This is a genomic window from Pseudarthrobacter sp. MEB009 (assembly GCF_030208875.1).
GTDB lineage: Bacteria > Actinomycetota > Actinomycetes > Actinomycetales > Micrococcaceae > Arthrobacter.
The window spans coordinates 196,145-208,418 of the sequence record NZ_JARVTC010000007.1; the positions used below are offsets into that span (position 1 = coordinate 196,145).

A 12,274-nucleotide genomic window follows, 5' to 3' on the forward strand; every position below is an offset into this window, starting at 1 on the left:
AGGCCCCCGGCGCCCGCCTCCGACAGGTGGGATTGCCGGCGTTTAGTTGTTCTACAGCGCTACGAAGTACGGTTAAGACGTGTGGAAAACAGCCCTTAAGCCCCGGTGGATCGCAGGATTCGTGTTTGCGATCGCCGTTTCCGGGGTGTTTGTGCTGCTCAGCCAGTGGCAGTTCGGCAGGTCCACCCAGCCTGAGATGCCGGTCAACCCCGCCACCGAGCAGGTGCAGGCCCTCACAGGCATCCTGGAACCGGGGGATTTCTTCCACGGTAGCGACGCCGACCAGATGGTCTCGGCGACGGGCAGCTACGACCCTGCCAAGCAGGTCCTGGTTCCCAACCGGCTGCACGACGGCACCTCCGGCTACTGGGTGGTTTCCGCGTTCGCAGTAGCGGGTGCCCCCACCCTGGACGGCGTGGCCGCCACCCCCAAAACCTGGATTCCCGTGGCGCGCGGCTGGGTGGCCGAGCCCGGTGACGCGGCAGCACCGCCGTCGGGCGCCATTGAACTGACCGGCCGCCTGCTGCCGTCCGAGGCGCCGCTCCCGGAAACCTCCCCGCAGCCCGGCCAGGCCACCGCCGTATCGGTCGCGGAACTGATCAACTACTGGGACGTCAGCAGCTACCCGGGTTTCATTTCCGCCACTGCCGAACTGGCCGCCGGCACCGACGTCAGTGCCGCCGCCGTGCCGGGGGACCTGCGTCCGCTGGACATCGGCCCGCAGCCGCCGGCGCAACAGGTCAACTGGCTGAACCTGTTCTACTCCCTGGAGTGGGTGGTCTTCGCCGGGTTTGCCCTCTTCATTTGGTGGCGGCTGGTCAAGGACGACTACCGGCGGGACCTTGAAGAGCTTGACGACGAACCGACTTCCCCTGAACCGATCCAGCAAAAGGTAAAGCCATGATTGATCCGAAACCGGCCACCCCGGCCCAGGCCACCGCAGGCAAGCCCGCCGGCCGGAAACGCCGCTTCGGCGGCACCGAAGCCCAGATCCGGTCCGCGCTGAAGTTCTACAAGGTCCTCGCCTACCTCACCGGCGGCATGCTGCTGCTGCTGTGCGCCGAGCTGATCGCCCGCTACGGATTCGGTGCGTACCTGTTCGCCGGTGGCACCAACGCCGTCACCGGCCAGCCTTTCGGGTTCGGCTTCGCCGCGGCCGAGCCCCCGGCGGTGCTGGACGGCGTCAACCTGTCCATCGCGGTGCTGATTGTGCATGGCTGGATGTACGTGGTGTATCTGATGTCCAACTTCCGGCTCTGGACGCTTATGCGCTGGCCTTTCCTGAAAATGATCGTCCTTGCCCTTGGCGGGGTGGTTCCGTTCCTGTCCTTCTTTGTGGAGAAAAAGGTGCACGCCGAGGTGGAAGCCGAATTGGCGGCACACCCGCAGGCACCCCAGCGCTACTGACCCGCGCTGCCGGGATGACGCTGCCAAGTGGGTGGCAGCGTCTGCTCCGTCACAGCCGGGCCCCTCAAGGTGCGCCGGCGCAAGGGCGCCAAGTACGCTAGTACGGTGACTACTCCCACTGCATCCCAGACTTCCCAGAAGCCGGTGCTGGTTGTTGACTACGGTGCCCAGTACGCGCAGCTGATTGCCCGCCGCGTCCGGGAAGCGAATGTGTATTCGGAAGTGGTTCCGCATACCTACTCCACCGAGCAACTCCTGGCCAAAAACCCGGCGGCCATCATCCTGTCCGGCGGCCCGTCGAGCGTCTACGCCGACGGTGCACCCAGCGTCGGCGCCGACCTCTTCGAAGCCGGCGTGCCCGTCTTCGGCATCTGCTACGGCTTCCAGGCCATGGCCAACGCCCTGGGCGGCAAGGTGGACAAGACCGGCCTGCGGGAATACGGCTCCACCGAGACCACCGTCCTGGGCGAGGCCCGCTCGGTCCTCGACGGGATGCCGCAGCACCAGAACACCTGGATGAGCCACGGCGACTCCGTGCACGAGGCCCCTCCGGGCTTCGAGGTCCTGGCCACCACGGCGGGCGCCGAAGTGGCAGCCTTCGCCAACGAGGAAAAGTGCCTTTACGGCGTGCAGTGGCACCCCGAGGTCAAGCACTCCGCCTACGGACAGCAGGTCCTGGAGAACTTCCTGTTCAAGGGCGCCAAGCTCGAACCCAACTGGACCACCGGCAACATCCTCGAAGAGCAGGTGGACCGCATCCGCCAGCAGGTAGGCGATGCCCGGGTCATCTGCGGCCTCTCCGGCGGCGTTGACTCCGCCGTGGCCGCCGCCCTGGTGCAGCGCGCCGTGGGCGACCAGCTGACGTGCGTCTTCGTGGACCACGGACTGCTGCGCGAAGGCGAAGCCGAACAGGTCGAACGCGACTTCGTGGCCGCCACCGGCGTGAAGCTGTACATCGCCAACGAGCAGGAACGCTTCCTGTCCGCCCTGGCAGGTGTCAGCGATCCCGAAACCAAACGCAAAATCATCGGCCGCGAATTCATCCGCGCCTTCGAAGAAGCGGAACTGGCCATCATCGCCGAAGCCGCCGCGCACGGCGAGAAGATCAAGTTCCTCGTCCAGGGCACTTTGTACCCTGACGTCGTCGAATCCGGCGGCGGCGAAGGTGCCGCCAACATCAAGAGCCACCACAACGTGGGAGGCCTGCCGGAGGACCTTCAGTTCGAACTCGTCGAGCCCCTGCGGGCGCTGTTCAAGGACGAGGTCCGAGCTGTCGGCGCCCAGCTGGGCCTGCCGCAGGAGATCGTGGGACGCCAGCCGTTCCCCGGACCCGGCCTCGGGATCCGGATCGTTGGCGACGTCACCAAGGAACGCCTGGACCTGCTGCGCAAGGCAGACGCGATTGCCCGCGCCGAGCTCACCGCCGCCGGCCTGGACAACGAGGTGTGGCAGATGCCCGTGGTGCTGCTCGCTGACGTCCGCAGCGTTGGCGTGATGGGGGACGGCCGCACCTACGGCCACCCGATCGTGCTCCGGCCCGTTTCCTCCGAGGACGCCATGACGGCCGACTGGTCGCGGTTGCCGTATGACCTGCTGGCCAGGATCTCCAACCGCATCACCAACGAAGTTGATGGTGTGAACCGTGTGGTTCTTGATGTGACCAGCAAGCCGCCGGGAACCATCGAGTGGGAATAGCAGGCTAAACGGCCGGTCTCCGAATGGGGGCCGGCCGTTCCTGCTTTCCCGGCAAAATCATTGCAAAATCGGGCCTGTACGTGTTGCGGTCTCCTAACTCCGGCGTCGAAGCGGCTACTCTCGAACGTATGCCGGTATGGTCCAGGTCCCCACGTGTTAATGCAGAAAAGAAGGCAGAAGTGTCAGTTGGTCAAGGCCACCAGGAAGGCTCGGAAGAGCTGCGCAAATGGCTGTCCGGGCTTAAACCCGTCACGGGTGCCGACACCATGCTGCGGTTCACCAAAACACCCGAAGGCTCCATTGACCTGACGCATGCACACCCGTCGGGGCTGGCCCAGCTGATGGCCGGCCGCAAGACCCGGCTGTCCACGCTCATCCGGGACCGGCAGCAGTACGTGGTGGCGGCGAGGGCTTCCCGGAACATCCGGTCCAAGATCTTTGAGCTGGCCAACGACCGCGGCATCGACGCCGGGTACCTGTCCGCCGGGACCGTGGTGTGGACGTCCGCCGTAGGTGGCAAACCCCAGCGGGTCTCCGCCCCGGTCATGCTCACGGCCATCTCCCTGACGGTCCGTCCGGGGGAGGACGACTTCGAACTTCAGCTGACCGAGCAGGCACACATCAACCCCGCCCTGGTACGGCACCTGAAGAACGTCCACGGCATCGTCTTTGACGTCAACGCAGTCACCCGGCTTGCCTACAGCACCGCCCGGTTCGATCCGCAGCCGGTCCTGGACCGGCTGTCCACCCTGATCGCACCCATCCACGGTGCCGAGGCCCAGCACAACCTGCTGGTTTCCAACTTCGCCGACCTTTCCGGCAACCTCGATGACCCGTGGATCAACGAATCGAACCCCCTCGTTGCAGCCCTGGCCGCGGCGTCCGGCGGGGATCGGGTGGACGTCGCAGCGCCCGATCCTTCCCGCTTCAGCCCCCTGGACGAGCGGGACCCCCAGGACGAACTGCTGCTCCTGGACGCGGACACGGACCAGCAGTATGTCCTGGACGCGGCCCGCGCCGGCGATTCCCTGGTGGTCAGCAGCCCGCCGGGAACCGGCCAGACACAGACAGCCATCAACACCATCGGCGCGCTGGTGGACGCCGGGAAGACAGTCCTGGTGGTGGGTGACCGCCGGGCCAGCCTCAGCGAGGCAGCCAGCCGGCTGGAGGATCTTGGCCTCGAATCCATCCTCTTCCAGCTCTCCGGAAACGTCACCGCCCAACAGCTCAAGGCCCAACTGGTCCGCGCCATCATGCGCAACGAAAAGTCGCTGGAACCGCAGTTGGGAAACCTGCACACCACGCTGGCCGAACACCGCCACGCCTTGATGGACCACGTGGCGTCCCTGCACAACGTGCGCGACCGCTGGGGCTGCTCGCCCTACCAGGCAATGCAGTCCCTGGCCGAGCTGACCTCCATCCACCCGGCGCCCGCCACCACCGTCCGGCTCAAGCGCAGCGTCCTGGACAGCATCCGCGACCGCGAGGAGCTGGCCGGCCGGCTGCGCCGGGCTGCTGAGCTGGGCAGCTTCAGCAAGGCATCCACCACCAGCCCGTGGCACGGTGCGAAACTGCTGAACCGCAAGGAAACCGAGGAAGCCCAGGACCTGGTCCGTGCTGTGGCAAAGAGCCTGCCGGTCCTGCGGGAGCGGATGAACGCCGTCGCGGAACACGCCGAAATCCGGCTCGGGGAAACGTTCACGGAATGGGGCGAGCAGCTCGAGCTGCTCGTGGCCGTGCGCGGCAGCCTGGACAAGTTCACGCCGGACATCTTCGACCGGCCGGTCACTGACCTGATTTCCGCTACGGCGTCCTCGTCCTGGCGGCGTGAACGCGGCGTTGATATGGCCGCCATGCAGCGCTCCCGCCTCCGCCGCGTGGCCAAGGAGTACGTCCGGCCCGGAGTCCACATCTCCGACCTCCACACCTCCCTGGGCCTGGTCCAGGAGCAACGCGCCCTGTGGGCCGGCTATGCCACCACCCAGCGGCACCCGGCAGTGCCGTCCGGCCTGGCCGAACTGAACGTGATGTACCGCGACCTTGACCGGCAGCTGACCCGGCTCGGGTTGGCGCTGCGTCACACCGCATCCGGCGGTGCCCTGCATGGTGTCCGCTACGGGGACCTGATGGAACGCCTTGAGCGGCTGGTGGCCGACACCGACACCCTGAAGACCCTGCCGGAGCGCACACTCCTGGTGGAGAACATGCGCGAGCATGGCCTCGGTGAACTCCTGGACGACCTCGCTGCCCGGGAAGTACCGGCTGGCTCCGTGGCCGCGGAACTTGAGCTGGCCTGGTGGCAGTCGGCCCTCGAAGCAATGATCAGCGGCGACGACTACCTGGCCATGTCAGACGGCGATGCCCTGCGCACGCTGGAAGCGGAATACCGGCTGGCCGATAACGCCCACGTGGCCAGCGGCGCTGCCCGGCTTCGCTGGGACCTGGCCGAAAACTGGCGAACCGCCATCGCAGAGAAGCCCCGCCAGGCTGATCTCCTGCGCAGCCTCCTTAAGGACGGCCGCGTCTCCCTGCCTGCGCTCACCGCACAGGCACCGGACCTGATCGGGAGGCTGGTGCCCGTTTGGTCCGTCAGCCCGTACCTGATGACAGGCCTGCTGCCCGCCGAACAGCGCTTTGACGCCGTGGTCATCCTCGACGCCGAGGCCACGTCCCTGCAGGCCGTGCTGCCGTCGATCGCCCGAGCCCGCCAGGTAATTGCCTTCGGCGACGCCAGGATCGCCAGCCCGCGGACCTTCACCGTGGGGGTCGAACGCCTGGCCCCGGGTGAGACCGCCCACCAGCGGGTGGAGAGCGCCTACAGCGCGCTGGCAGCTGTCCTGCCGGTATGGTCCCTGAACTTCGTTTACCGTGCAGTGGACGAGGACCTGGTCCTCCAGCTGAGCAAGAACTTCTACGATTCCGGCCTCCGCCGGCTGCCGGAGGGCCAGTCCGCAACCGGACTGGACCGCGCGTTGCTGGTGGAATACCTGCCGGACGGCACGGGGCTGCCCAGCGCCGACCACGAAGGCGTCGAATCCGTAGTGGCAGAGGTCAGCCGGGTGGTGGACCTGGTGTTTGAACACGCCCGCCGGCGTCCCCGCGTCTCCCTGGCCGTCGTCACAGCCAGCCTCCGGCACGCCGCCCGGATCGGCGAATCCATCAGGCTGCAGCTGCCCAACCACCCCGGCCTTGCCGGGTTCTTCGGCGCCGGCCCCGAATCCTTCCGGGTGGTCGACCTGGAACGCGCGCAGGGCCTGGTCCGTGACCACGTCATCTTCTCGCCGGGTTATGGCCGCACCCCGCATGGCCGGGCACTGCACAACTTCGGGCCGCTCTCTGCCGATGGTGGCCGGGAGAAGTTCGCCCTGGCCATGACCCGCGCCCGGCAGTCCATGCACGTGCTGACCTGCTTCCGGCCCGAGGACCTGGACCACACCCGCCTTACGCATGGGGCAGTGGACCTTTATTCGCTGCTGGACCGGGAGATTTCCGGCAACACGGATCTTGGCACGCCCGCCTCCCGGGCCGCGGCCAGCGAGCAGGCCCTCGGTGCAGACCCGCTGGTTGCAGACCTCGGAGACCGCCTGCGGGCCCGCGGCGCCAGGGTGTGGCACCAGTACGACGGCGCCATCGATGTGGTGGCCGCCGCTGATCCGCTGAGCACCATGGGCCAGGACGATTCCGCCCTGAACCGGCCGGTGGCGATCGAATCCGACGGCACCGGGCAGTACCGCAGCATGAGCGTCCGTGAACGGAGCCGGCTGCGGCCGGAGCTGCTGGAGCGCCTGGGCTGGCGGTACATGCCGCTGTGGACCATTGAAGTCTTCACAGACCCGTCCGCCTGCGCGGACAGGATCGCGGAATACCTGGGACTTGAGCGGATGGTCCTGCCCGCCCGGACAGATCATGCCACGGGCTTCCTGGACGACGACGTGGACCAGGCACTGAACGGAATCGGCGCGGCAGGGCAGGCTGCCAGGCGGTCCGCCGCGGCCAGCCAGGAACGGGCCGCTGCTGCGGTTGCCGTGAATGAGCCGGCTGCTGCTGCCCAGGAACCGGCCGCAGGCCCTGCAGCGGCTCCCGCCGCCGAAGCTGCGGACCTGCCGGACACCCGGAACCCCGGCGCCGGCGGCGCTGAACCGGACACAGACGACCTACGGGCCACCGGCCCGGGCAACGAGGAGGCGGGCACCATGGCCGCGAACGAAACGACAAATGCCGCCGCAGGAGAGCAGCCTGCCGGCAGCAGCACTGACCCGTCCACGGCCGCTGAACCGGCGGACACTCCGGCCAACGGCACTGCAGGGACCGCCGGCATCCTCCCCACCAAGGCGGCGGAGGACGATCCCAAGGGCTGGGGCGACCGCGAGGACGACCACGATGCGTGGCTCAAGGAACAGAAGCCGCCGCACTGGGGCTGATGGCAGCGGGCTGATAAGGCGGGCCAACAAGGACAAAAAACAGCCGGCCCCGCGTGGACGCCCCGGCCAGGCGCTCGGCTTGGCTGCTGTCGGCAGCAACCACCAGCAGGCCCTCGGTCTCAGCCGTGCCAAGCCACTGCCCGTCCTGGGCGCCCTTGCCGGAGGTCCACAGGACCGGCACTCCCTTGGCAAGGACTTCTGAGGGTGCCAGGGGTTCGAAGCCGTCCGAGGGCGTAAGCACCACGTTCACCAGTTGGCCCGGCGCCACCAGCTGGATCGAGGACGGATCGGCCATCCGGAGCGGCACGGCCGCCGACCCGGGAGTTGTCCCGGCCAGGAGGCCCGGACCCACCAGCAGCGTGTCCGCCAGCGGTTGGCCCTTGCGCACTGGGGCTGCCAGCTGCATGCCCGCCACCTGGCCGGGGTCCTGCAGGAAACCGGAAGCGAGCAGGCCGGGAGGCACCATCAGCTCAGCTAGGTCCGACGCCTGCAGCGCCGTCCCCGCCGGAAGGTCACGTGCCGCCGCCAGGACCCCGGCCAACGCGGGCGGGGCGGGAGTGAGCCGGTGGACAGTGATGGCCGCGGCGGCGCACAGGAGCAGGGCAACGGCCAGCCTACGGTTGCGTCCCAGCCAGGCCCCGAAACGCCGGGTGGCCCTTGACCCGTTGCTCCAGCCGCCGCGGCCTGAACTGCCGTGCACGCGTTGTCCAGGAATGTTGCCGCGGCGCTGGCGGTAGGGGGAAGCGCGCATGCTTCACCGTAAGCGCGACGAAACCCCGCATGACACAGGGGCAGCTGCTATGTGGACAAAGCCGGGTCAAGCACAGGTGCGCACCGGCACAAAGCCGGGACCGCCGTCGTACCCCCTGCTCAGGCGGGTGGACCCGAAGGGGTGCTAGCTGGCTTTGGCGGCCGCAGCCGGGGCGGCAGCAGGTGTGGCGGCCGCAGCCGCGGGGGCCGAAGGCGCAGGCGAGACGGTGCTTCCCTTGGCGTCACGGGAATCCGTGCGGTAGAACCCGGAGCCCTTGAAGACCACACCAACGCTGTTGAACTTCTTGCGCAGGTTTCCCCCGCACTCGGGGCACGTGGTCAGGGTGCTGTCGGTGAACGACTGCACGATGTCGAAGACGTGGCCGCAGTCCTTGCAGGCATAGGCATAGGTTGGCACTGGTGCTCCTCCTCTTGGGCAAAGGGAAGGTCCCGTGCTGCCGATTGGTGTTCCATTAGCAGTCGCAGGGCCTGAGTGCCAATTCTAGCATTCCAGCCGGCGGCTTCAGTGCTGGGTCAATCCTGGCGGGAGAGGCGATGGAAGCCGGACGGGGTCAGGACTGCGGGGATAGGCCTGTCGAAGGGTTCTGCAGGAATGCTTCCGGCGGGGAGGATCTCGTCGTCGAAAACCACTGCTGCGCGGGGGATGTGGCGGTCTGCTGCCGCCAGGTGGGACTGGAACACGTCGTAATATCCGCCGCCCTGGCCCAGGCGGTTCCCATCGCGGTCCACAGCGGTGGCCGGCAGGAACAGCAGGGCAGCCTGCCCTGCAACCGTTGTCGGGTGCCTTGGGCCTGTGGGCTCCAGCAGGGGAGCAAACTTGCTTCGTTCGAACTGCACCCCCGGCCGCCAGTCCACCCAGCTCAGCTCGCGTTCGGCTTCGCACACGGGGAGCAGCACGCGGTGGCCAGCTGCATGGAGGGCCTGGATCAAGGGCAAGGTGGGCGGCTCCGTCCCCACGCTGAGATAGGCGCAAACGGTTTCCCGACGGCCGCCGAGGACGGCGTCGGCCCAGTCCAGGCCGTGCAGGGCGAGGCCGGCTCCGGCAGCTGCGAGTCCCTCGGCGCTGCGGGTGGAGCGCCGCCGCCGGTGCTCAGTCCGGAGGTTCTCCTTCGCCGTGGCGTTTTCATCGCTCATGGTGACATCCTTGGAAGCCGGTGTCGGCGGGCCGGGCCGCGATGTTTCCGCGGTGCAGGCAACGCCTGTGCTGATTACTGAATGGTTGACGCTGAGGTTAGATTAGTCCCGTGACTACCAGTAACCCCAGAGTGCGCAAAGCCGTTATCCCCGCCGCCGGGCTGGGGACCAGGTTCCTTCCCGCCACGAAGGCCATGCCCAAGGAAATGCTTCCTGTGGTGGACAAGCCTGCCATCCAGTATGTGGTGGAGGAAGCCGTGCACGTGGGGCTGCACGACATCCTTATGATTACGGGGCGCAACAAGCGCGCCCTGGAAGACCACTTTGACCGCGTGCCGGCCCTGGAATCAACCCTGGCCGAAAAAGGGGATACCCGGAAACTCGCCTCGATCCAGGCGGCCAGCAACCTGGGGGACATCCACTACGTCCGCCAGGGTGACCCCAACGGGCTGGGCCACGCCGTCCTGCGCGCCAGGCAGCACGTGGGCAACGAACCTTTCGCCGTGCTCCTGGGCGATGACCTCATCGATGCCCGCGACGAACTCCTTGCCACCATGATTGACGTCCAGGCCAAAACCGGCGGGTCCGTCGTCGCACTCATTGAAGTTGAACCGTCGCAGATCAGTGCCTATGGCTGCGCCGACATCGAGGCGGTTGCAGGAGAGGACTACGTCCGCGTCAACCGGCTTGTGGAGAAGCCAAGCGTCGAGGAAGCGCCGTCAAACCTGGCCGTCATTGGCCGCTACGTGCTGCACCCCGCTGTGTTCGGCGTCCTTGAAAAGACGGGACCGGGCCGTGGCGGTGAAATCCAGCTGACGGATGCGCTGCAGGAACTGGCCACAGTTGAAGGCGAGGGACACGGTGTTTACGGCGTGGTGTTCCGCGGCCGCCGCTATGACACCGGCGACAAGCTGAGTTACCTGAAAGCCTGCATCCAGCTCGCCATTGACAGTGAAGACCTTGGCTCCGGCCTGCGCGACTGGCTGCCGGGCTTCACTGCCGGGCTGTCCAAGTAGCACCCATGCGGCTGGGCCCCATCTGGCCGGTAACGCTGGAGTGCGACGATCTGGTCCTTCGTCCCATCCGGTACCGGGACAAGAAGGAATGGACTGCCGTCAGGGGGCGCAACAACGAATGGCTGGCCCCGTGGGAGGCGTCCAACCCCGCACCCGGTGGGGGGTTGCCTGACTACCGCCAGATGGTGCGGTCCCTGAACTCGCAGGCGGCGGCGGCAACGGCTTTGCCGTTTGTGATCGCTGAGCGCAGCGTGCCCGGCGGCCCCGCGGCCATCGTGGGCCAGTTGACGGTGTCTTCGATTGTGTGGGGTTCAGCCATGATGGCCACATTGGGTTACTGGGTTGACCAGGACCGGGCGGGGCGGGGGATCGCACCGACAGCGGTGGCGCTGGCCACCGACCATTGCTTCCGCACCCTGGGGCTGCACCGGATGGAGATCAATATCCGGCCCGAAAACGGGCCCAGCCTGCGGGTGGTGGAGAAGCTGGGATTCCGTGACGAAGGCTACCGGCCCCGCTACCTCCACATCAACGGTGAATGGGCTGATCACCGCACGTTTGCGCTTACATCAGAAGAGGTCCCTGAGGGGTTGCTGCACCGGTGGCTGACGACCCGTACGTCATAAATCCAGTGATTTGCCAGCCGGACCACGACACACCGCGGCCAATGCGGCGGCAGCCGCCGTGATGCTCATACGGTTTTGAGTGTGGACTTCCCCCTTAGCAGCTCAGTGATCCTTGTGGTTGCCGTTGTGCTCTGGATTGTATGGGTTGCCCCTTATGTCCTTCGGAACCGGCGCAGCCAGTTCCTGCCCGCCGGCGAGATGCCGGTGGACACCCCCCACGAGGAGCTGCCTGACCCCACTGCGGGCCTGGCTCTGAACGTTGCCGCCCGGCAGGAGAAAGCAATGGATACCAGGAAGAGCGCCGGCCCCGGAGCAGGCGCGCCGCCCACCGGCCAGTTCCGGATCCGTTACGGCCGCACAGCTTTGGCGCTGGGTGGCCTGCTGGCGCTGCTGACCGCTTTTGTCTCCGGCGTTCTGCTGCCTTTCGGAGTTGGGTCGCCGGCCTTGCCCCTGTCCTGCCTTGCCTTGACCGTCCTGGCCGTGGTGGTCCTGCGCCGGTTGGCGCTTCGGGACCGGGCTGCCAGGGTTGAGGCCGCCTTCCGCGACGCCATGGGCCCGGCTCCGCATCGCGTTGAACCTGCCAGCCGCCCCGCCACGCCCGACGCCGGCCCGGCGCCCCGGGAGGACCCCCCTTTTGACGCGGAAGCCGACAGCGGGGCCACCAAGCCGCTGACGGCTGCGGAACTCCGCGAAGCTGCCCTCGCCGTCGCTGTGGCCGCCGGAGATGCCAGCGCCATCATCGCCCCTGCAGGGCCAGCCAACACCCCGTGGGAGCCCGTGGAGGTTCCCAAGCCCGTCTACGTCGAGGCTGCCAAGGCGGAACGCCCGGCTCCCGCACCGCTGGAACTTCCCGAAGCGCCCAAGGCAGCCGGCAAGCCGTCCCTCCGCCAGGGTGCGGAAGCCCAGGCGTCCGCCGCTGACGCCGCGCAGCCGGCGAAGGCACAGGGCGCCCTGGGCAATCTCGACGACGTCCTGCAGCGCCGCCGCGCCTAGCAGTTCCGCGGTGCGCCGGGATTCCCGTGGCCGGCCGGTGCGCCGGTTTGGCATTCGGCCGGGAAAATTTATAGCCTAGGGTCACCGGTTCCGCAGCGGCAGTTGGATTGCGGCAACATCCGGGGCTATAGCTCAGTTGGTAGAGCGCTTCGTTCGCATCGAAGAGGTCAGGAGTTCGAATCTCCTTAGCTCCACAATCAAGGCCCTCTGA

Annotated in this window: 10 protein-coding genes and 1 tRNA gene; 8 read left to right on the forward strand and 3 right to left on the reverse strand. The window is 67.4% G+C overall.

What is annotated here, in order from left to right; all coding sequences use genetic code 11:
• Positions 1–79 precede the first annotated feature (79 nt).
• The 4 genes from QRN07_RS06805 (at position 80) to QRN07_RS06820 (ending at position 7,523) form a co-directional block, all read left to right on the forward strand.
• Positions 80–904 carry an SURF1 family protein gene (locus QRN07_RS06805; RefSeq protein ID WP_056597038.1) on the forward strand — a complete coding sequence of 275 codons (825 nt, stop codon included), beginning with the start codon at positions 80–82 and terminating at the stop codon, positions 902–904.
• Positions 901–1,407, forward strand: coding sequence for a DUF3817 domain-containing protein (locus tag QRN07_RS06810; protein ID WP_285240675.1), 507 nt, complete (start codon positions 901–903; stop codon positions 1,405–1,407). The genes QRN07_RS06805 and QRN07_RS06810 overlap by 4 nt, the downstream gene beginning before the upstream one ends.
• Before the next feature lie 105 nt (positions 1,408–1,512).
• The gene (gene guaA, locus QRN07_RS06815) at positions 1,513–3,102 is read left to right on the forward strand and encodes a glutamine-hydrolyzing GMP synthase (RefSeq protein WP_050685962.1); all 1,590 of its coding nucleotides are present in this window, start codon (positions 1,513–1,515) and stop codon (positions 3,100–3,102) included.
• Between the two features lie 128 nt (positions 3,103–3,230).
• Entirely contained in the window at positions 3,231–7,523 is a 4,293-nt protein-coding gene (locus QRN07_RS06820; RefSeq protein ID WP_285240676.1) for a DUF4011 domain-containing protein, read from the forward strand.
• On the opposite strand, the gene cpaB is transcribed toward QRN07_RS06820, so the two are convergent.
• From cpaB to QRN07_RS06835, 3 genes are all read right to left on the reverse strand, one after another.
• A complete protein-coding gene (cpaB, locus tag QRN07_RS06825) occupies positions 7,492–8,274 on the reverse strand; it encodes a Flp pilus assembly protein CpaB (protein ID WP_285240677.1) in 783 nt (260 codons plus the stop codon). The genes QRN07_RS06820 and cpaB overlap by 32 nt on opposite strands.
• A gap of 144 nt (positions 8,275–8,418) precedes the next feature.
• Entirely contained in the window at positions 8,419–8,691 is a 273-nt protein-coding gene (locus tag QRN07_RS06830) for an FmdB family zinc ribbon protein (protein ID WP_285240678.1), read from the reverse strand.
• Between the two features lie 116 nt (positions 8,692–8,807).
• Positions 8,808–9,428, reverse strand: a complete 621-nt coding sequence (locus tag QRN07_RS06835) for a 5-formyltetrahydrofolate cyclo-ligase (RefSeq protein WP_285240679.1) — start codon at positions 9,426–9,428, stop codon at positions 8,808–8,810.
• A gap of 110 nt (positions 9,429–9,538) precedes the next feature.
• Between QRN07_RS06835 and galU the strand changes: the two genes are divergently transcribed.
• The 4 genes from galU to QRN07_RS06855 all read left to right on the forward strand — a co-directional run bounded on the left by galU (position 9,539) and on the right by QRN07_RS06855 (position 12,257).
• On the forward strand, positions 9,539–10,444 hold the full coding sequence (gene galU, locus QRN07_RS06840) for a UTP--glucose-1-phosphate uridylyltransferase GalU (protein WP_050685816.1): 906 nt from the start codon (positions 9,539–9,541) through the stop codon (positions 10,442–10,444).
• Between the two features lie 5 nt (positions 10,445–10,449).
• Positions 10,450–11,070, forward strand: coding sequence for a GNAT family N-acetyltransferase (locus QRN07_RS06845; RefSeq protein WP_285240680.1), 621 nt, complete (start codon positions 10,450–10,452; stop codon positions 11,068–11,070).
• 81 nt (positions 11,071–11,151) lie between these two features.
• Positions 11,152–12,063 (forward strand): hypothetical protein, encoded by a 912-nt coding sequence (locus QRN07_RS06850; RefSeq protein ID WP_285240681.1) that lies wholly within the window; start codon positions 11,152–11,154, stop codon positions 12,061–12,063.
• A 121-nt stretch (positions 12,064–12,184) separates the two neighbouring features.
• A tRNA-Ala gene (locus QRN07_RS06855) sits at positions 12,185–12,257 on the forward strand.
• Positions 12,258–12,274 lie beyond the last annotated feature (17 nt).